Source organism: Runella limosa DSM 17973 (assembly GCF_000482465.1).
GTDB classification, from domain to species: domain Bacteria; phylum Bacteroidota; class Bacteroidia; order Cytophagales; family Spirosomataceae; genus Runella; species Runella limosa.
In genome coordinates this window covers 136312-158659 of sequence record NZ_AXVJ01000041.1, presented here as the reverse complement: position 1 = coordinate 158659, position 22348 = coordinate 136312, and the positions used below count along the sequence as shown (strand labels likewise).

General features: G+C 44.0%; 16 protein-coding genes. 9 read left to right on the top strand and 7 right to left on the bottom strand.

The window, feature by feature from the left end; translation table 11 throughout:
- Positions 1-281 precede the first annotated feature (281 nt).
- A complete protein-coding gene (locus tag K339_RS0103140) occupies positions 282-659 on the bottom strand; it encodes a hypothetical protein (protein WP_028522310.1) in 378 nt (125 codons plus the stop codon).
- A 108-nt stretch (positions 660-767) separates the two neighbouring features.
- Positions 768-1373, bottom strand: a complete 606-nt coding sequence (gene recR / locus K339_RS0103135; protein WP_028522309.1) for a recombination mediator RecR — start codon at positions 1371-1373, stop codon at positions 768-770.
- A 203-nt stretch (positions 1374-1576) separates the two neighbouring features.
- On the opposite strand from recR, the gene K339_RS0103130 reads away from it, so the two are divergent.
- Positions 1577-2995, top strand: coding sequence for an MBL fold metallo-hydrolase (locus K339_RS0103130; RefSeq protein ID WP_028522308.1), 1419 nt, complete (start codon positions 1577-1579; stop codon positions 2993-2995).
- Positions 2996-3070: 75 nt separating this feature from the next.
- Here K339_RS0103130 and K339_RS0103125 read toward each other — a convergent pair whose 3' ends face one another.
- Positions 3071-7705 carry a right-handed parallel beta-helix repeat-containing protein gene (locus K339_RS0103125; protein WP_028522307.1) on the bottom strand — a complete coding sequence of 1545 codons (4635 nt, stop codon included), beginning with the start codon at positions 7703-7705 and terminating at the stop codon, positions 3071-3073.
- 476 nt (positions 7706-8181) lie between these two features.
- Here K339_RS0103125 and K339_RS0103120 point away from each other — a divergent pair, with 476 nt between their 5' ends.
- Positions 8182-8850: a response regulator transcription factor gene (locus tag K339_RS0103120; protein ID WP_169731808.1), complete on the top strand. Its 669-nt coding sequence runs from the start codon at positions 8182-8184 to the stop codon at positions 8848-8850.
- On the opposite strand, the gene K339_RS0103115 is transcribed toward K339_RS0103120, so the two are convergent.
- Both K339_RS0103115 and K339_RS0103110 read right to left on the bottom strand, forming a co-directional pair.
- Positions 8833-9414, bottom strand: coding sequence for a helix-turn-helix transcriptional regulator (locus K339_RS0103115; RefSeq protein WP_028522305.1), 582 nt, complete (start codon positions 9412-9414; stop codon positions 8833-8835). The two genes, K339_RS0103120 and K339_RS0103115, sit on opposite strands and share 18 nt — an antisense overlap.
- Positions 9404-10183 carry a helix-turn-helix transcriptional regulator gene (locus K339_RS0103110; protein WP_028522304.1) on the bottom strand — a complete coding sequence of 260 codons (780 nt, stop codon included), beginning with the start codon at positions 10181-10183 and terminating at the stop codon, positions 9404-9406. Before K339_RS0103110 ends, K339_RS0103115 begins: the two co-directional genes overlap by 11 nt.
- A 575-nt stretch (positions 10184-10758) precedes the next feature.
- On the opposite strand from K339_RS0103110, the gene K339_RS35705 reads away from it, so the two are divergent.
- From K339_RS35705 to K339_RS0103070, 5 genes are all read left to right on the top strand, one after another.
- A complete protein-coding gene (locus K339_RS35705; protein ID WP_157607458.1) occupies positions 10759-13584 on the top strand; it encodes a hypothetical protein in 2826 nt (941 codons plus the stop codon).
- 41 nt (positions 13585-13625) lie between these two features.
- Complete coding sequence (locus K339_RS0103090) at positions 13626-13859, top strand: hypothetical protein (RefSeq protein WP_028522302.1); 234 nt, start codon at positions 13626-13628, stop codon at positions 13857-13859.
- Between the two features lie 526 nt (positions 13860-14385).
- On the top strand, positions 14386-16089 hold the full coding sequence (ltrA, locus tag K339_RS0103080) for a group II intron reverse transcriptase/maturase (RefSeq protein ID WP_211243775.1): 1704 nt from the start codon (positions 14386-14388) through the stop codon (positions 16087-16089).
- A gap of 89 nt (positions 16090-16178) precedes the next feature.
- On the top strand, positions 16179-17405 hold the full coding sequence (locus K339_RS0103075; RefSeq protein ID WP_157607457.1) for a hypothetical protein: 1227 nt from the start codon (positions 16179-16181) through the stop codon (positions 17403-17405).
- Between the two features lie 11 nt (positions 17406-17416).
- Positions 17417-19306 (top strand): cadherin-like domain-containing protein, encoded by a 1890-nt coding sequence (locus K339_RS0103070; RefSeq protein ID WP_028522298.1) that lies wholly within the window; start codon positions 17417-17419, stop codon positions 19304-19306.
- Between the two features lie 238 nt (positions 19307-19544).
- Here K339_RS0103070 and metF read toward each other — a convergent pair whose 3' ends face one another.
- Positions 19545-20504, bottom strand: a complete 960-nt coding sequence (gene metF, locus K339_RS0103065) for a methylenetetrahydrofolate reductase [NAD(P)H] (protein ID WP_028522297.1) — start codon at positions 20502-20504, stop codon at positions 19545-19547.
- 172 nt (positions 20505-20676) lie between these two features.
- On the opposite strand from metF, the gene rplS reads away from it, so the two are divergent.
- Positions 20677-21036 carry a 50S ribosomal protein L19 gene (gene rplS, locus K339_RS0103055; RefSeq protein ID WP_037299082.1) on the top strand — a complete coding sequence of 120 codons (360 nt, stop codon included), beginning with the start codon at positions 20677-20679 and terminating at the stop codon, positions 21034-21036.
- Between the two features lie 84 nt (positions 21037-21120).
- Positions 21121-21918 carry a diaminopimelate epimerase gene (dapF, locus tag K339_RS0103050; RefSeq protein WP_084332091.1) on the top strand — a complete coding sequence of 266 codons (798 nt, stop codon included), beginning with the start codon at positions 21121-21123 and terminating at the stop codon, positions 21916-21918.
- An 82-nt stretch (positions 21919-22000) separates the two neighbouring features.
- On the opposite strand, the gene K339_RS0103045 is transcribed toward dapF, so the two are convergent.
- On the bottom strand, positions 22001-22303 hold the full coding sequence (locus tag K339_RS0103045; RefSeq protein ID WP_028522294.1) for a rhodanese-like domain-containing protein: 303 nt from the start codon (positions 22301-22303) through the stop codon (positions 22001-22003).
- Positions 22304-22348 lie beyond the last annotated feature (45 nt).

The window sequence follows — 22348 nt, the reverse complement described above, 5'->3', positions numbered from 1 at the left end:
ATTATTTTGGGTTTTTGTATTTACTAATAGGTTTGAAACACATTCGAGTTTAAGATTCCTCTTCAAAATGGACAATATTTTATCCAGATTATTCTACGCAAACGTTATCGGGAACGTTGCCAAAATGGTAGTTTTCAAATTCAAAGTTGGTTTTATTCCGTTTTTTCAGGCATATTACCCTTGTTTTCACTTTGAACAATCGACTAAATTTTTGTACTATTTTAATATCAACAAGTTATTTGAGTACACCAATTGGCTTTTTTTGCCGATGTAATTTGTTTCTAAGAAATTTTCCAGATAATCAAACCAAGAAGAGCAACCCCTACCACTAGGGCAATAAACCAGCGAATAAAATAAAGAGCAGAAGCCAAAGGTTTGACTTCTTGATCGAGGGGGTCAATTTCGGGAATGGTGTTTACAGTCTCAATCACACGCTTCCAAAGCCCACGCACCTCTTGGGCAGACATACCCATGTAAGCATCCGACAATTGGCCTACCAATGCCCGTGCTTCTTCGACTTCATCTGATTTGTAGGGGTGATTATTGAGCCAAACTTGCCAGAAGTTACTCAATTCCATATCGTCAGGTTGCTGCACCCACTTTATAAAAAGTGGTTCTGCTGCAAAATCCTCAACGGTGTACTGAGCAAAATTTTTCATCGGGTACTTTGGCAATTCAACTAAGAATAAATACTGCCAAATAAGCGACCAACTCCAAGATTCTACTGACAAAAACCTAAATTTTAGAAACAGACTTTTAAGTGTCTCTTAATCGTAGTTAATACGGCTTACGATACTGCGCCCGAGCGTGATTTCGTCGGCATACTCCAAATCCCCCCCGATGGGGATGCCACGCGCTATGGTTGAGGTTTTTACGCCAAAAGGCTTTAATTTTTTCTGTAAATAAAAGGAAGTTGTATCGCCCTCCATGGTAGGGCTAAGGGCCAAAATAATTTCTTTGACCTCGGTATTGCTTTGTAGGCGCGAAAGCAGACTTTCTATGTTCAAATCGCTCGGGCTTATCCCTTCTAGGGGTGAAATTATCCCACCTAGTACATGATATAGCCCATTAAATTGCCCCGTATTTTCAATGGCTAGTACGTCACGACTATCTTGTACAACGCACAAAATACTACGGTCGCGTTTGGTACTGAGGCACACCCCACAGAGCTCATCATCCGAAATATTGTGGCACTGTTTGCAGTACTGTGTTTTTGTCCGCACTGCCACCAAAGCAGTGGCCAAGCTTTGGACATCTTTTTCTGGCCGTTTGAGCATGTGTAACACAATACGAAGCGCGCTTTTTTTTCCGATACCAGGCAATTTGGCTACTTCACTAACGGCTTCTTCGATCAGTTTGGAGGGGAAATTCATGTAGAGCTATAAACGAATATTTTACAAAAATACGAATTGTAGCAGCATTCTGCAAAGGCTTTTTGGGTACTCAGCTCTTGTCAATGGCAATTGCAAAAGCTGACGACAATCAGTTTTTGTGTGTGAGAGATGTTACAAAAGGCCGTAGGGTAACCCCCTACTTTTGTCCCAACAATTAACAACACAAAAACACATTTACCAACATGAAAATCGAACAAATTTATACGGGATGTATTGCCCACGCGGCCTATTATTTGGAGAGCAACGGCGAAGCCGCCATTTTTGACCCCCTCCGCGAAGTACAGCCGTACATAGACCGCGCGGCCAAAGACAAGGCCAAAATCAAATACGTTTTTGAAACCCACTTCCACGCCGATTTTGTCAGTGGTCATTTGGATTTGATGAAAAAAACGGGCGCAATTATAGTATTTGGGCCTACGGCCAAACCTGCCTACGAAGCTACTGTTGCCGAAGACAATCAACTTTTTCAGGTTGGCGACTGCACCGTTAAGGTCATTCATACGCCTGGGCACACCATGGAGAGTACGACCTATTTGCTTATTGACGAAAATGGCAAGGAGCACGGCCTCATTACGGGAGACACCTTATTTATAGGAGACGTTGGTCGGCCTGATTTGGCACAACACGTCATTGCGGATTTGACAGAAGAAAAACTGGCTGGGTATCTTTTTGACTCATTACGAAATAAAATCATGCCCCTCAGCGACGACCTCATCGTATATCCCAACCACGGAGCGGGTAGTGCCTGTGGCAAAATGATGAGTAAAGAAACAACCGACACGCTCGGTAACCAGAAGAAATTTAATTATGCCCTTCGTCTTGACATGACAAAAGAAGAATTTATCACTTCATTGTTGACAGGATTGACAACGCCTCCAGGCTATTTTCCGCAAAACGTTTTGATGAATATCAAAGGTTACGAAAGTTTGGACAATATCATGGATCGCGGAAACCGTCCACTTTCGGCCGAAGAATTTGAAACGGCTGCCAATGAAACCCAAGCACTGGTGCTCGACACCCGCAGCGCAACCGATTTTGCCAAAGGGTTTATTCCTAACAGTATCAACATTGGCATCGACGGTAGTTTTGCCCAATGGGTCGGTGAAATGATTCCAGGCGTAAAACAAGAGATTTTGCTAGTGACCGACGAAGGCCGTGAAGAGGAGTCCATCATCCGTCTTTCTCGGGTAGGTTATGACAATACATTGGGGTATCTCAAAGGTGGCTTTAACGCTTGGAAAGCTGCCAACAAAGACATCGAAACCGTCGATAGAATCACCGCTGAGGAGTTTGCAGAACAGTTCACGACGCAGCAGCCGATTGTGATTGATGTGCGCAAAAAAAGTGAATTTGATTCAGAACACGTGGAGGGTGTCACCAACATTCCATTAAATACCATTAACCAACATTTAGCCGAATTTCCGAAAGACAAACCGTTTATTTTGCATTGTGCAGGCGGATACCGCAGTATGCTGGCAGCGTCGATTTTAAAATCCAGGGGTTGGGATAATTTTGTGGACGTAGTAGGTGGATTTTCAGCCATAAAGGCTACAGCTAAAGTTCCCATTTCAGATTATGTATGTCCGAGTACATTGTTATAATAAACGGCTTACTGTATAACAGAAAAGCCCCTGCCGAAGCGGGGGCTTTTCTGTTTATAGATTCTATTTATTCAACTAGAATTTCACCACTTTGAGCGTTGCTTGCTTATCTGGGGTGGTTACGCGTAAGAAATAGATACCTTCTACCAGCTTTTCTACCTCAAACTCTTCTTGATGAGATTGCGTTTCTGGCACAAATCTACGCTCTAACATTGAGCGACCTGCCACATCAACCAGTTCAGCCTTAACAGTTTGTCCTTTGGCACCTTGAATACCCAAACGCATCACTTTGGTAACTGGGTTTGGCATTACTTGCGCGAAAGAAGTAGAATTTGATGATAAATCACCGTCTGTTAACTGCTGACCGCTCACTGCTGACCGCGCCGCACCTTGTCCTGGGCCATCTTTTGAAACAATGCGGAACCAAAATTCTTGGTAGGCTAACACATTACCTTGAGGTTGACGAGTAGCTGGGTAAATACTTCCCCAACCCTTCATATCCCAATAACGAACGCTAAGTTTGTACAATCCTTTTGGCAAACCTTCATCATATATGTTTCCTCCCGCTTCATTCACTTGATAGAAGCCATAAGCAGGGTGGTTAGGTGCATATAACTCAGTCCAGCCTTCACGGTTAGCATACATAAAGTAAGGAGCATTGTTTTCGTGCGTATTGAACGAACGTACTACACCTGTTTCAGGCGTTGCTCTCATATCAAACGTCAACGAACCATTTGTTCCTAAAGCACAAGCATCGGCATGAATCGTCCAATAACGCGGAGCTGTTTTATTTAAGTTTTCCGTAAAATAAATCGTTGGATTACCTTGGTTACTGAAATCCAAGTCTGGGCCACCATCCTTGGTGATAAATTGACTACTCCACAGCGCCTTATCATTGGAAGCTTTAACTGCCGATTGACTTTGGCCAATGTTGATTAGCGTTATATCAAATGACTTCCAAAGGATACTTTTAGGTTCACTAAATGGCGTCTGGCAACCACTTCCCAAAATACACTGTGCCGAGTATGACTGCGTAATTGCGTTGTTAAATGCCACCGTCAACACAGCATCTGTTGCTGATGTATTCCACAAAACACTCGCACCAGCTGGACAGTTTGTAGTAAGCGTAACCGAAGTCCCTGTACAAACTGATTCTGCACTTGCAGTCACGATTGGCGCCACGTTCACAGGTAGCACTGTGTAAGTAACGGTGTTGCTAGGCGTACTCAAACAACCCTCTGCATTTTGGCAACGAGCATAGTATGATGTAGTGGTTGTCGGTGGCGTCGTTGGCAAATTTGGTAATACTTGGTTGGTGGTAGCATCATACCATAAAGTGGCGAAACTACCGCAGGTTGTGCTTCCTGTAAACGTACTCGAAGCAGTACAGCTATTTAGCGGTGTAATAGAAACCGTAGGCGTAATACTTATTGTTGTTAGCTTTAATGTCATAACCGCTGACTCAGTTTCAATACACGAAGGTGTCCCGTCAGATTTACGGCAACGAACGCGGTAATTATGGAAGTTTCCATCCACAATCTGAGAAGGAATTGTTGTTGAATAATCTCCTCCATCAACCGAATAAAGTAACACCTCACCTGCTCCACAAGTCGCATTAAATACCAACGCATTGCCATCTTGGTCACACAATGTCGCCGATTGACCTGCTTGGATGGTCGTTCCGTCAGCTACCATTGACACATTTTGTGGTGTAGATGCACGATAATTGATTTTAATCGAAATCGCGTTAGTAATCGTCGATGGGCACGCATTACACGAAGCTTGGTATTGGTATTCTGTATTATCGCTCGGCTGCGATGTTGGCGCAGTTGCAGTCCAATCAGACCAAGCAGCAGCACCTATTTTTGTCCGCCAAAGCACAGGTCCAGACAAACAATTAGTCGTGATAGTTGACGCCAAAGTGTTGTTAGAAGGATTAGCATCTATGTCACATAGCGTTGTATTGTTGCCTTCTACAAACTTTGTTCCATTCGCAACAATTTTAATCTGTGGTTTAATATTCACCGTTATTGTTCCCGTAGTACTTGTCGTAACACAAGGCCCTGTTGTAACGATGTTATAAGAAAATACACCACTTGCCGTTGGCACTCCGCTGATCGAAACAACCCCTCCATTTACTGCATAAGTTACCCCCGCTGGTAATCCAGTTATGGATACTCCAGAAGCAGCTCCGCCCAATGTGTACGTGATTGGGACAATAGCCGTTCCAATACATGATGCCTGTGCGTCGGTACCTACAGCTGATGACAGAGCTATAGAGTGGTTCAAGTTTACCGTGATGGTCACCGAGCCTGTTAGAGTTGATGTGCAACTACCATTTATTCCGCTCACTAGATTATAGGTAGTAGTACTTGAGAGTGCTCCAGTATTGAATGTACCAGTACCTGCACCGTTCAAAGCCAATGTATAGCTTCCACTGCCATTGATGTTATAGGTAACGCTTGTGTTTGGCGTTCCTGTCACAGTAATCGTTGCATTGCCTCCTTCACAAATAGTGGTGGCCGTACCAATCGTAGCAACACCCACACATGGTACACAACTTCCAGGAACTGGCTGAAAACCTACCGTACCACCGTCGCTGTCTGTTCCCGATGACAAAAATGGTGCATACTGGATATTAGCGGAGGCAATTCCTGCTATATCGGGTGCTCCGCCTGGATTTGAAGCAGTTCCGCCAAATGCAACAGGAATCAAATCTGCATACATTGGTTCTGAGCTATTAGCCGTCGAAATTACTGGCGAAGTTGTCCCGTACCAGTTACAGTTAAAGCCCTTTAGATTGCTTCCTGCAGCTGGTAAGCTCCCCCCTGTTTGGCGGTCAACTACTCCTCCGTACCAGTTTCCTGTGATTTTATTTTGGCTAAAAGTACTATTTACAGCCGTTTGAACTGGGCTATTTGAACCGCCACTTGCATCCAAAAATAGTATTCCAACCGTCCAGTTATCTGTCACCTCATTTTCGGTAAACAGTGTATTATCTGTTTGGTTGCGGAATATTACCCCCGTGCGGTTGTTCGTAATGATGTTATTGTGAATGTTATTGCCATTACTATTGTTTACATCAATGGCATTACGGTTGCCTACAAGCTTTGAGTTCTTCAATTCGACCTTGCTTGTCTGTCCTTGTACAGCTACTCCCGCTGTATTCAAGCCCACATTGTTCCAATCCGTAGTATTATTACCTGCGCGAGTAATGGTAAAACCATTGATGATAACTCCATTCGCGGCAATCTGAAAGGTTGCCCCTCCTCCACCTATCGGGCCTTCAACGATAGACGCATCAATACCTGCTCCATTAATCGTTAACTGTTTTGTAACACTAACGTCCTCTTTATAAGTCCCTGCTGCAACTGTAATAATGTGACCGTTTTGAGTATCGGCATCATTTATCGCTGGCTGTATCGAACAAAAATACTCGTTCGTGCTTGTGTTTGTCACCAATCCTGAACCAATCCCGCCCACATTACGAGTGTCTGTCGTGTTGCCACTAAAAGTATTCCCAGAAATCGTATTCCCACACGTTATAGGTGAATTACCCCGTCCAAAATACTGATCCACTAAATTTGACTGGTCTGCATCTCCTGGATAATCCGACGTATTCTGCTGCTGTAATATCCCAACCTCATTATTCGTCAATGTATTCCCTGTTACACTATGGTTAGTCCCCTCTATCACTATCCCAAAGCCTTCACTCGAACTACTCTGCTGATAACCAGTTACAGTATTCCCCGTAATCGTTACACCATTAGGAACATCTACATTCGACGCCTGCTTACCTCTACGAAAGACTGCTATCCCAGCTCGGTCTCGTAAATCACTGTTTTGACTCGTCAAACTAACATTATTCCCTGATACCGTCACTCCGCCTGCTGGGTTCTTAATCTCTATACCATAACGACCTCCGCCAGTAATGGTATTATTGTTAATCGTGTTAGCGCCCGAAACCGTATTTAGTCCACTAACACCAATCGCATTGTCTCCTCCTGATATATCTATTGTATTCCCATTTATTTGTACATTCGACGCTGTACCATCTTGCAATTCAATCCCGCAGCAATTGTTGTTGGTTAAGCTATTATTACTAATCGTAATATTTTGCTTCAAACCATTCCATATCACTATACCACGGGCTCCAGTTCCATGATTATTTACCACTGAATTCGTAATAGATACATTCGTTATCGGACCATTGGCATAAAATCCTGAAGAATTAACGTTATCCAACAACGCAACATTCGTCACCGTTAGGTTATTGTTGCCGCCAATTCCATAAATACCACCATGCGAATTACCACTGCCACCAACAAACTTCTGAATCGTAAAATTCTTGATTGTTACATTCGTAACCCCATTGTTAAGTACTATTCCACTCTTCGTACCTAAACCCGTTCCATCCAAAACTTGCAAACTCTTATCTGTGCTTACACCCTGTAGCGTCAAGGACTTGTCAAATATCAACGATTCATTGTAAGTCCCTGCTGCAACATTGATTACATCTCCAGCACTCGCCGCAGCAATTGCAGCCTGAATCGTTAATTTTGGTGAACCCATACTTCCCGCATTACCGTCATTCCCTGACTTAGAGACATACAAATCTGCCGCAAGAAGAGGTATAGTAGTAAAAACAAATAAAACAAGAAACAAATAAAGCACGCTTTGTTGCCTTACCTTTAGGTAATATTTTTCCATAGAGGGTAAAATAGTAAATGGTGAAAAGATGATGATTAACTACATAATAAAACATATATTATAGACTGATTATGTTTTATTCGTCAAAATTCAACTTAAAAAAAAGGAGTAACAATACTCAATATCTAGTAATTGATTGAATGGTTTTTTATCTAAAAAACCTTACTTAATGTCAAATAGCGTATAACTATTTAAAGAAATAGATGTACCTACATTTATATTTTTCAACAAACAGTACTCAATATCAAGTATTTCTCAATTTCAAATTCAAAAAACTATATTACCAAATCCATTTTTTTTGTAATTTAGCCAACGTTATCACACGCAATAAATTCATTTTACTATCAATGGCCACCCCTACTACTTCAGCACACTCGGACGTTTTATCTCTTTGGAACTCAAAAAATATTCTAAACAAAAGCAACTCAAACCGACTTCACGTCGAATCCAACCCGCTATTAACATCTATATTTCAGATGGTTAGAACAGTACCTGTCGTGGTAGATGTAAAAAAAATGACCCAGCAGTATGTGGGTGTCGATGTTGAAGAATGGTGGGGATGGAAAATAGAAGAGATTTTTGGAGAAGGAGTTCTTTCTTACACAAAGCTTATACACCCCTCAGACCTTGGCGTTCACAATCTGTGTAATAAACTTTTATTCTACATTTTAGAAAGATGTAGTACGGAAGACAAATATAACCTTAACATACTCCTGAACTTTAAACTACGCAAATCAGATGGTAGTTACATCCACATTACCCAATCGGCCAAAATTCTTGAACTAGATTCTGATGGTAGCATTAGAAGCTTACTCGTATTGCTTCAAGAAAACAATACATTGAGCGATTCTTATCAAAGAAGGTACATTCGTTTTTGGGGAAAAGACTTTGACGGACGGCTGTACGAATACCTGCCCGATGTGGAAGACCTTCAACAGATAGAATTGCCCTCTAAACGTGAAATCGAGATTATAAGCTATCTCGTTTCAGGAGAAGAAAGCAAAACTATCGCCGAACATTTAAGTATTAGTAAGCATACAGTGGACACGCACCGTAGGCATATTTTGCAGAAATTTTATTTAAAAAATACTGGTGAACTTATCAACTTGATTCACATCACTCGTCTTTTAGACTCCTCTAACTGAGTCTCTTAACTTCTCTAGTGACAAGTTTTTCTGAAATTGTTGGTATTTTTTTGGTGAAACGCCAAAATGTTTTTGAAACATTTTGGTAAATTTTATGGGGTGCGCATACCCAATAATTTTAGAAACCGACGTAATGGTATATCCACTTCTAATAAGGTTTGCAGCATGATCCATTTTTTTCATCATATAATACTGGTGAAGGGTGACACCATAGTACTGTTTAAAAACTCGTTTAAACGTGCTTTCTCTCATACTAAGTTCTTCACAAATATTATCTAAAGATGGAAGTTCTGATTCGAAGTTTGGCCCTATATACTTATTAACTACTTGTTCTAATTTGTCAACAACTATGTTAGGGTATTCGGGTTGTTCTTTTTTTGAGACTTCTACCCTTTCGATTTTAGTAACAGTTATTTCTTCTTGTTTTTCACAAGGCTTAGAGGAATAACCAATTGAAAAAGGAATTCTTTTTTCAATTAAATCTCCTTCTATTCGTTTAAAATCTTCGATGTTTAAAACAATGGTTAACTGTTCTTGCGAGGTGGAGTTTTTCTTAGCGTTCATTGAAGCGTTTTTTATAAATCTTCGTAAAGCCTGAAATATGGCTGTAACCTATTTTTAATGCAATTTGCGATAGTGTATATTCGCCCGTTTGATACATTCTACGGGCATACACCAGTTTATGTTCAAGCAGGTATTGATAAGGGCTTTGTCCATATATTTTCTTAAATAACATCTTAAATTTGCTGACACTCATCCCCACTTCTTGGGCAAATTGCTCCAGTTTTGGAATAGGCAAATGAACATTTTGGATAACTCTTTCTACTACTTGCTCTATTTTACGCTTCTCTTTTCTGTAATACGCATTTTCCTGACATAGGTTGATACTATTTTCTATCTCATCGATAACTCGATATATCAAATCATAAATAAAAGCCCTAAAAAATAAAATATTACTTGTAGATAATGAAAGCTGTTCCCAAAGTAGATTAAATTTATTAGAAATAATATGTTTATCTCTACTCCATTCTTTACATAAATAAGGAGCAACCAACGCTACTTCGTCAATTGGAAGTTTTAATTCATTTTTCAACCACTTTTGATCTAAAAATAAGTAAATACATCTGGTATGGTTTTTATCACAAAATTTGAAGCAAATTGGATTAATTATTGAATAATCCTGCAAATACATTGGAAAATCATGATTTGAACTTATATAAAAGAAAAATTCGCCAAAAACACCATAATGAATATCTCTATCAATAACCCATTTTCTATGGTTTATTAATTTATAGTCACCTTCTTCTTTCAGTACTGTAAACTCTATATTCATACTTATTCCTTTTTTATTATAGACTTATGCCGATTGCGCACGCATACCCACTTATGTATGCCTTATTGTTGAGACCAGTACGCGAATGTAGTAAGTTAAAGTATATACTAAAAACAAACTTAGCAAAAAAAACTTTTAGGAATGAAAAAAAGACTTTTAAACCTTTTAAGTGTACTTTTTTTTACATAAACATGTTTAGGGCGGAATTTTAATCTTCAACACTCTCTTTAAACGGCACGATTTTTGACAGTCTGCGCCAATTTTATCCCCTCCAATAGCAACTCTCATATACTACTGATTATCAATTGATTGACTTTTTGTCACATTAGATACCCGATTGGCAACAAGAAAATTCCGTTGTTAACAAAACTCAAATCTATCCGTCTAGATATGGGAATTTAGTCAAAACCCTCATTTTTTGCCCCGTATTTTTGCGCTAAATCCCCCTCAATTTGCCTCTCCCTGCCTGGCCACAGAGGATATGTCTTCATGGAACATTCTTTGCCAGTTTGTCAACAAAACAGGCACTACTATTGGTATATATTTCACCAAACTCTTCTCTAACATTACAACGTATGAATATTTTACTACTCCCACGTCATAAAAGTGTTTTACTGATTTTCGTATTACTATTGTATTCGCAGATGGTAGCTGCCCAAATTGCAAATGCACCCCTTAATACCGCTTCAGCATGGACAAACGCCACCTACAACAGTCTTACGCCCGATGTCACTAATTCAATAGCATCAGCCATCCCGCTGTGTTTAGGGTCTATCTCCAATGAAGCCAATCTCACCAACGCAAGCACCACCGATTTTGCCACAATAAGTGTTACAGGTTTAGGATGCGATGGAGAGTTAAGTGTCAAAGACGGAAACGATACTTATCCAGCAGGCACGTATGCAGGTTATAAAGTAAGCGGCAGTGGGCTATTACAAGCGTCGGTGGGGGCAAAAGTAACCATTAAAACCTTTTTAGGCGGCTCGCTAAGACAATCATTTGTTGCAACCAATACGGGTATAGGAATAAACACCTCACTGCTAGATCCAGATGGAAATATCACCTTGGGTTTTGTCACGTCATTATCTTTTGACGAAATTCGGATTGAATATGAGGCCTTGGTAGCCGTCCTTTTTTCAGCCCAAGTATATCACGCCGTCATCAAACGCTTTTCTGCTGCTCCTGCCTTAGACTGTAACACGCAAACAGAATTAAACAACCCTACACACCCTGTTTATATCAATACCACCCACACGGGCATTAGTGGCGTAGCTTGCGTGAGTTGTAGCGTAACCAATGCCGATAATGCCATCAGTGCTTCTACCTCCGACTTTGCTACCCTTTCGCTCACGGCAGCCCTTGGCAGCAACGCCTCTATTTCGGTTAAAAACGCGCTCAACAGCTATGCCATAGGCACGTTTGCTGGATTTAACATCTCCAATTCCAATCTCATTAATGCCAATTTGCTCTCAGGGATAACAATTCGCACCTATTTGAATAACACTCCCCAAGAATCTTCAACCAGTGCTACATTAGTCTCCATCAATTCCTTTTTATTAACTGGTAGTGGCAAACAACTTGTCGGTTTTATTACGACCAAAGAATTTGATGAAGTTCAGCTTGAAGTTACCAATTTACTTGGAGTCGTAAATACAACACAGGTCTATAATGCGGTTGTTCAACGGTTTTGTGCAGGGGCCGCCCTCAATTGTAGTACCGTCACCAACCTAGTCACGCCAAGTTACCCAGCCGTGGTCGATGTTTCCAACTCTGGTTTGGTATGTGCGGGCTGTGCCGTTAATAACGCCAGCAATGCAGTAGATGCCAATACCTCCAATTTTGCAAGTATCGTCTTGGCCGTAGGTGTTGGTAGTAGCAGCTCTCTTTCGGTAAAAGATGTGCTCACCGACTACCCCATAGGGACATTTGCAGGAGCTGACATTGAAAACTCCTCACTCATTGGGGTTAACCTATTAAATGGTGCCACCATCAGTACGTATAAAGATGGGGTTTTTCAGGAGTCGAGCGGAGGCAATCTCATTTCGCTTACATTATTAAGTTCAAGCCGACAAATTATTGGTTTTGTTACCACAAAATCATTTGATGAAATAAAAATTACGGTTTCCAACTTCCTTGGTGTGGACCTCGGCACAACCAACATTTATAATATGGTATTAAAAGCAGCAACTGCCGCAGGGGTAGTTGCGCCAAGTATAAGTGCTACCTCCGCCACCAATAGTTGCCCAATCACCACTGTCAACCTGAATCTGCTCGTAACCACCCCAACCCCCAGTGGTGCAGCACGCGTTTGGTTTACCAACAATACCCACGCAGGTCTCGCTTATTCCACCCCTACTACAGCGGGGGCTGGAATCTACTACGCTTATTTTTATGACAGTGTTACAGGCTGTTACAGTCCTCCCAGTAATGCCGTTACGGTAACAATCACAAGCTGTGCCCCCGACACTGATGGCGATGGCTACAAAGATGACGTTGACCTTGACGATGACAATGATGGTATTTTAGATACCGTTGAAGACGCGGCGACTTGCTCTACTGTTCTTTATAATGGCGTGGCAAATGCTGACTGCGACGGCGATGGTATTCCCAATAGTCTTGATTTAGACTCCGATAATGACGGAATCAATGACGTCATCGAAGCAGGAGGAGTCGATGTTGATGGAAATGGTCAAGCAGATGGCGCTGTCAATTCTTCAGGGATTCCTGCCAGTGCCGCGCCTAGTGGAACCACCCCTCAAAATACCGATGGACAAGGAGGCAGTGATCCTTATGACTTGGATTCTGACAACGACGGATTGACCGATTTTACGGAGGGTGGCTTACGCCCAGAACTCGATGCTGATAATAACGGAGTAGTTGATGGTAATTTAGACCCTGACAGCGATGGTATTCTAACGCCCGTAGATGCCATTCCTAACACCTGGGGTGATGCGCTATTGCCCGACCTAAACCCAACCATCGAGATTGACGGATTAGAATTTAATTCCCTCACTACGAATCGAGATTTTATTGTCAACGTCAACGAAATCAACAACAAACCGCAGGTTGTCAATACCCCAATTACTTTCCGCATCACCAAATTATCTGCCTTTACGATAAGTTTTAGTGCAACATCAGGCACCTCAACCGTCGGTGGTGGAAAGGCAAATAGTAATAGCGACTGGACATTCAACGAAACGGCAGACTTCATAGTCGTGACGGCCAAAGCAGGCATCACAGTTCCCCAAAACAGTTTCAAAGCAGTCGGCTTTACCATCACGCGCAAAGCAGGCATCCCAACAAATACCACGCAGCATCTTACAGTCACTATCTATCATGGATCGGCAGGTGAAGAAAAAATCAACAACAACCTCACCCAAACGACATTAACCATTAATTAATTCTTACCCCTTTTTATTCATAATCACAATTTCTCAATCAAATGAAAACGCTTACTCAAACAATCTTCGCAAGGGCAGTGGCAGGGCTACTGGTCTGCTTTGCCACACTCACAACGTTCGCTCAAGATATCAGTGTCAATATCTTGAACCAACCTGCTTATGTGCCACAACTCGCCACCACGGGCCGAGTCACCGTCGATGTCTGTAACAATGACGGTGGTGTGCGACTTGTTACCCGTGAACTCATTAAACGGGTGTCGATTAACTCCGGTTAAACGATAACTAATGGTCTGGTGTCGAGTGCGATTCTCGACTGCCTTGATGAGCGGGCAAAAACACTTCCCCCATCCACTTGGAAGGGCAAACCAAATGGGTGAAGCGGGGAAGAAAGCGGGTTCGTCGGAGTCTGGCCGATCATCCCCGCGAGTGTGAAAGTAAGCGTAAGAATCTGAATCCTAACATCATCGTTACGTTGAACAAGCCTACCCGGGATAACAGGCTTGCCCAAAAGGGACAGGTTGTCGGACGAGGGCATTGCATGACCGGCCCCGTCGCTCATTCGCAGCACAACCCGGTGAAACAGAGGAACGCTACCCTTTCGTAAAACTGACCATTGGAACAAGGTAACCCGATGCGGTGTCTGCTTCGGCAGTAGGTAGCCAGCCACATCGCCCCATCGGGCAGGATGGAGCAAAAAGCAAAAGCCACCGGGAAAGCCGGTCGGATAGGCCCACTTGCTCCCGTTATGTGTGGATAGATTAGTTAGTAACAGTCAAGACGATGGACACGGCCCCAAAACCGATGGATGAATGGAAGACCCTCCCCTGGAAACGTATTCAGCGGGTAGTCTTCAGACTGCAAAAGCGAATCTATCTGGCCAGCCTGCGCGGAGACAGTCGACAGGTACGCCAACTGCAAAAACTATTGAGTAAGTCACGCTCCGCCCGTTTATTGGCGGTGCGCAAAGTTACCCAGGACAATCAAGGCAAACAGACCGCAGGCGTGGATGGAATTAAATCACTGACGGGTAAACAACGTCTGCGATTAAGTCAAACTATCCACTTCCGACAACGGGCCAAACCCCTGCGTCGGGTGTGGATACCTAAACCCGGCTCAACCGAGAAAAGACCCTTAGGGATTCCTGTCATGCAAGACAGGGCCTTGCAAGCCCTGTTGAAACTGGTATTGGAACCTGAATGGGAGGCCCGTTTTGAACCCAATAGTTACGGGTTTCGACCCGGACGCTCGGCTCATGATGCAATCAGTGCCATTTACAATTGTATCAACCAACGCGCTAAATGGGTGCTGGATGCAGACATCGAAAAGTGCTTCGACCGAATTGACCACCAACGATTACTGGCCAAAGTAGATACACTCCCTGTATTCCGACGACTTCTGAAAGGCTGGCTGAAAGCGGGCGTACTGGAGGCAGAGGTATTCACACCCACTGAAGCGGGAACGCCACAAGGGGGTGTTATCTCGCCCTTGTTAGCCAATATTGCCCTGCATGGCATGGAACAGTATGTGCAACAGCAGTTTCGTCAACGACGCATCAGCCCTACCCGGCTCAGTGCCAAGATTACACTGATTCGATATGCCGACGACTTCGTGGTGATTCACGAAGATAAGGCCATACTGGAACAGTGTCAGATACGGCTGGCTGAGTGGTTAGCCGGGTGGGGGTTGGCCATGAAGCCCAGCAAAACGCGGCTGGTTCATACGCTGCATCCGACCCAGGAGCAGGAAGCCGGGTTTGACTTTTTGAGCATGACAGTACGGCAGTTCAAGGTAGGCCGCTCTCATTCGGGTAAAGACCGGCAAGGGCACCTGTTAGGCTTTAAGACGCTGATTAAACCGTCTAAGAAGGCACAGGCACGGCATTGGCAACAACTTCGGCAGGTGATTCGCCGACAAAGCTCTTCTCCACAGGAAGCCTTGATTCGGGAAGTGAATCCTATCATCCGAGGCTGGTGCGCATATTACGCTGGTGTAGTGGCCAAAGATGTCTTTTCCCGGATGGACTTTCTGATGTACAATGGGTTACGTCGCTGGGCGGTACGTCGGCACGGGGGCAAACACCGCCAACGCATCATGCGTAAATACTGGCGGATAGAACAGGGTAGCTGGAAATTCAACACTCCACAAGGTGTTAAACTCCGCTACCATAGTTACACTCCGGTTGTGCGACATGTTAAGGTGCATGGTACTCGCAGCCCCTATGATGGTGACTGGGTATATTGGGGGAAACGACTAAGCCACCATAGTGGACTATCACGGCGCCATTGCGAGATGCTTAAACAACAACAATGCCGTTGCAACTACTGTGGCTTACCGTTCACCGTGACAGATTTAGTAGAGGAGGACCACCGACTACCCAAAGTACAGGGTGGTGGTAATGAGTTGGCAAACTGTCAGTTGCTGCATCGGCACTGCCATCATCAGAAAACGGCTGAAGACGGTAGTATATCGGCTCGCGGTAGCGGCACACAACGAGGAGCCGTGTGAGGTGAAAGTCTCATGCACGGTTCTGAACTGGCAGCCGGAGGAGTGATCCTCCGGCTGACCATAACACCACAGCTGCCACCGCTGGAAGAGTGAGCGTCACAGTAGCTTTTCCATCTGCTATTGTAGGAACCATTGTGGGCGTAACGACCACAGGCTGGACCATTAACTCAAATACGGGCGGAACTATCGTATTGACAAACAGCACGTCTATTTTGGCAGGAGCTTGTAGCCAAATCACACTTGGCTATACGGCAACAACCTTAGGCGGACCTTCGGCTGTTACAGGTACGCTTTCGTTCCCTGCGGGTGCATTGGTAGGTGATCTTTCCACCAACAACACCAGTACCACGTCCATTTCGGTCTTGTTAGACACAGACGGCGACCTTGTTCCTGATGTGGATGATTTGGACGACGACAATGATGGTATTTTGGATACGGTTGAAGCAGCCGCAAGTTGTACAAGTGCTTCTGGCACCGTAACCGCAAACATTGATTGCGACGGCGACGGAATTCCTAACCGCCTCGACCTCGACTCAGATAACGATGGTATCAATGATGTAAACGAAGCCAATGGCACAGACGCCAACTTCGACGGATTTGCCGATGGTACACCAGACCCAGTGACGGGGATTCCAGCTTCTGCTGGCGCAGGGCTTACCCCTCCAAACACCGATGGCACAGGAGGTACCAACCCGTATGACCTTGATAGCGACAACGACGGCCTCACTGACTTTACTGAATCTGGCACAAACCCAGCTTTAGATGCCAACGGCGACGGAGTAGTGGATGGAACTGCTCCCGCAGCAGACCCAGATGCAGACGGAATCTTCACCCCTGTCGATGCTGTACCAGCCACCAGAGGCGACAACCTCTTCCCAGATTTGAACCCAACCATCGTCATTGGTTCGCTTGAATTTACTACGGCAGGAAGTCAGAAAGACTTTGTTGTCAATCTCTTTGAAATCAACAATCGTATCCAAATTACGGGCACTCCAATTTCTTTCCGAGTAGCCAAAATCTCTGGATTTAATATTACGTATTCAACTACTTCAGGCACCTCTAATGCAGGTTCGTCGATTGCCAATAGCAACAGTGATTGGGATTTTGTAGAGAATGCAAACTTTATTACAGTGACTGCTAAAACAGGTATTACGATTGCCGCAAATGGCTCAAAAGTAATCGGTTTTACAGCTACGCGTAAAACAGGAATTCCGATAAACACCACCCAAAACATTACTGCGACTATCATCAACGGCTCTGCGGGCGAAATCAAAGTTGACAACAACATTGCAATCACATCAATAACCGCTAACTAATTCTAATTTTTATGAAAGCTCTCCAAACGTTTATCTTCGTCTTGAGCCTATTTTGCATTGTGAAAGGGAATGCACAAGATATGGGTATCAATATCTTAAACCAACCTGCTAGTGTGTCTCAGGGCGCTACTAACGGCCGAATTATCATCGACATTTGTAACTTCGATGGCGGGACAACAAACAGTCCCCTCAATAAAATTCAGCCGCTTATTTCTTTACCCAGCGCACTTGTTGACACGTTTGTGACAGCTATCTCTTTTGATGGTTGGTCAATCGTGAGCAAATCAGGCAGTACAATTCGTTTCCAAAACACAGTATCCATTGCCCCAGGAGAGTGCAAGCAAATTGTTTTAGGCTACAAAGGAGTAAACGTTGGAGGGCCTCTCACTGTCACAGGTACTATTCAGTTTTCGGGGCCACAAACCAGTGGTAATAACCCTGCCAATGACAACAGTACGACTTCTATCACGGTGACGAATGCTCCGATTGATACCGATGGAGATGGGATTCCTGACACCACTGACCTCGACGATGACAACGATGGAATCTTAGATACGGTCGAAAATGCGGCGGTTTGTTCTACCGTACTATTCAATGGAGTCGCAAATGCCGATTGCGACGGCGACGGTATTCCCAATCAGCTTGACTTAGACTCTGACAACGACGGCCTCAATGATGTCAACGAAGCAGGCGGTACGGATGCCAATGGTGACGGGTTTGCCGATGGTACCCCTGACGCCATCACTGGCATTCCAGCAAGTGCAGGAAACGGCATTACACCGTCAAATACAGACGGAACGGGCGGCTCAGACCCCTATGATTTGGATTCGGACAACGATGGCCAAACCGATTTGGCAGAAGGTGGACTCAATGCCTCAATTTTAGACCCCGACGGAGACGGTATTGTCAACTGTGCTGCCAACTGCGACCCTGACAAAGACGGGATTCTTGAGCCTGTGGATGGTTTACCTGCCGCTTACGGTGATGCCATTACCAATCGCCCACCAGTAGCCAACAATGATACGTATTCAATACTGCAAGGCGCTGTTTTGACCAACAATGTCCTGACCAACGATACTGACCCCGACAATAATACATTGACAGTCTCTACCACGCCAACAGTAGCCCCGACTCATGGTACGGTTGTGCTCCAAGCCAACGGCGCATTTACCTACACCCCCACCTCGGCTACGTTTACAGGCCAAGATTCTTTCTGTTACCTTGTTTGTGACAATGGAACGCCTAGTTTGTGTAAAACGGCTTGCGCCACCATCAACATCGGCGCAGGAACTGTCGATTTATCCATTTCAAAGGTCTTAGTAGGAAGCAAAATTCGGAGCCTCAATGACACGATTACGTATCGAATTGTGGTCAAAAACAGTGGTAATATTGCCGCGACCAACATCGTAGTCAAAGATAGCACAACCACTGGTTTACAAATCATCAGCGGCACGCCAACGAGTGGTAGCTTCTCTGGCACTAACTGGACAATTCCAAGTCTTGCTTCGGGCGACAGCACAACGTTAGTTGTTAAAGCCAAAGTAATTGCCGAAGGCGTCAATTTCAACTTTGCACTGATCAAAAGTGCCGACCAGCCAGATACTGTCATCACCAACGACACTGCCAATGATTGTATTACGGTACCAATTGGACTTTGTTCGGGGCAAAGCGTAGAAGCCTCTGTTCCTTCAACTTACACCAATGTCATTTGGTTTAAAAATGGAGCACAAGTAGCCAGCGGAAATGTCGTTTTATTCTCGGAAGAAGGTACATACACCTTCACCGCAAGTAATACAACTTGTCCAGCCAACGGATGCTGCCCGCTCATTATCCAGTCTGGCACCAACTGTTGTCCTGTCCAACTGTGTATTCCAGTAACGGTAGTGAAACGAAAAAAATAGCACTATTACTTTAGCGTTTGAAGAGCACTTTGTGAACAAAACGGGCGTCAGAGTTTTCTGACGCCCGTTTTATTTGTGGATAAGGGTGCACCCACGTGAAAAGGGCTGTTCACAACGACCCGTATGTGGCGAGGGTTGCTCATAACCCAACTCACTATGTGAAAAGGGTTACTCACAACCCGACTTATTCGTGCCAAAGGTTGCCAAAGGTTGCTCACAACCCGCACAAACCCAGACTTTAGAACAAACTAGAAGCAATCTTATAAATGTTATCCGACTTGCCCATGGTATAAAAATGGAGCACAGGCACGCCAAAATCCATCAATTCGCGGCATTGCTGCGTACACCATTCTATGCCTACTTGTTTGGCTTGGGCATCATTCTCACATCCTTCAACGGCTTTTACCAAATCTTGGGGCATGTGTAAGTAAAAAATCTTTGGCAAAATACCCAGCTGTTTTTTGGTAGAAAGAGGTTTGAGGCCAGGAATGATAGGCACGTTTATCCCTACAGCACGGCATTTTTGTACAAAGTCAAAATACTTACTGTTGTCAAAAAACATCTGGGTAACGATGTAATCTGCTCCTAAAGCAACTTTGTGTTTCAAATAGTCAAAATCAGTGTCAAAATCCACCGCTTCAAAGTGCTTTTCGGGATAGGCCGCCACTCCAATGCAAAAATCAGTAGGCGCCAAAGGCTCAATCTCTTCGTGCAAATATTGGCCTTTATTCATATTGACCACCTGTTCCACCAATTCGCTTGCATAAGCGTGACCGTTTGTTTTGGGCTTAAAAGTTTTATAAGGTTTGGCAGGATCACCACGAAGTACCAGTACATTATCAATACCCAAGTAGTGTAAATCCATCAAAAAATCCTCAGTTTCATCTTTTGTAAAACCGCCACACAATACGTGCGGAACGGCATCCACGCCAAAACGGTGCATGATAGATGCACAAATACCGATTGTACCTGGGCGTTTACGCGTCACGATTTGCTGAATACGTCCATCGGCCAATGGTTTTTCGATGTATTCTTCACGGTGGTAAGTCACGTCAATAAACGGTGGCTTAAAATCCATCAAAGGCTCAATATTCCCCAATAACTCATTGATATTATTGCCCTTAACGGGCGGAATCACCTCAATAGAGAACAATGTTTTGCCGTTGGCTTGCTGAATGTAATCCGTAATTTTAGTCATGTCTGCCTTTGTTAGAGCAACAAAGATAAGCAACCCCTTTATTTTTAACTTTCAAGATTTGCGTTTTCATTTCAAAACCCGTACTTTTGCGGGCAATTTCTGATAAACTCGCTTTTGTGAATGACGGCCGAATTAACCGTCCGCTGACAACAGCCTCAATTCAATTACAACAATGACTAATGAGTTAATCAAGCTAGTAGATTCTGAATTCTCTGGCCGTCGCGATGCTTTCCCTGCTTTCCAAGCAGGAGACACTGTAAACGTTCACCTTAAAATCGTCGAAGGTGCAAAAGAACGTATTCAGGTATTTGCAGGAACAGTTATCCAACGCCGCAACATCGGTGGAAGCGGAGAAACTTTTACTGTACGTAAAATATCAAATGGTGTAGGTGTTGAGCGTATCATCCCTATCTTGTCACCAAGCATCGAAAAAATCGAACTTATCCGTCGCGGTAAAGTACGTCGTGCGCGTTTGTTCTATCTTCGTGGTAAACAAGGTAAAGCGGCTCGCGTTAAAGAGAAGAAGAAATAAGCCTCTCCTCTTACCGAGTCTCCATAAAAAGCTGTCTTTTAAGGCGGCTTTTTTTATTCATTTTCCTCAAACGTTTCTCTCACTATGATTACTTCGCCACTTTCGATTCGTTTTGTCAAATATCAAGGAACAGGCAACGACTTCATCATGATTGACGACCGTTCCGAAACCTTTCCTGTCAGTCAGCCACTGATTGAGTTTTTGTGCCACCGTCGCTTTGGCATTGGAGCCGACGGCCTCATTCTGCTTCGCAACGCCGAAGGCTACGATTTTCGAATGGTGTATTTCAATGCCGATGGTCGCGAAGGAAGTATGTGTGGAAACGGCGGGCGCTGCACGGTTCGTTTTGCGCAAGATTTAGGTCTTTTTGAAGAAAACACCACGTTTATCGCCGTCGATGGTGAACACAAGGCCGTGGCCTGCGAGGAAGAAATTTTCCTCAATATGAGTAACGTGGCAGGCAGCGAAAAAGATGGTTCTGATTTCTTCCTCAACACAGGTTCTCCACATTTTGTACGTTTTGTCAAAGACGTAGAAACCACGGAAGTAGTCGCCGACGGCAAAGCTATTCGTTACGGTGAGGTATATGGCCCGAAAGGTGGTACCAACGTTAACTTTACCGAAGTAATGGGCGAACAGTCTATTTACGTGCGAACCTACGAGCGCGGCGTTGAAGACGAAACCTACTCCTGCGGAACTGGCGTAACAGCCTGTGCTTTAATGGCCTACCAACACCTAGGCATGACCGAGCCCATCAGCGTTAAAACCAAAGGTGGCCCACTTCGCGTGTCATTTGTGGCGCACGAGGACGGTTCTTTTGACAACATTTACTTGATTGGCCCTGCGGTGCGGGTGTTTGAGGGGGTATTTGAGGTCAAATAGTTTTGGAACCATATAAGACATTTAAGAGATTATAAGGCTGTTTTGCTCCCTCTTATATGGCCTTATATGGTTCAAAAAAACTTTAATCCTCGACTTCAAGAATCCCACCGTGTAGATGATAAATGTTTTTTGTTTGGAAAACATCGGTTCGACAATAGTCTTTGGCAGCTACTTTTGAACGCGTACCGTTGGTACATACTACCACAATCGTGTCAAAAGGAAGGAGTTCAGCGTGATGATTACGAATTTCGGCCAAAGGGATATTTACTCCCCCAATATTAAACTCTTCAAACTCCCAAGGCTCTCGCACATCCACTAAAATAGTGCTTGCTTCTTTTGCCAGCGCCTCAACCGCTTCTAATGAAATATCTGTATAAGTAGTCATGCTTACTCAGAACACCGTTTTTACTTAAGTGATGATGCAAAAATA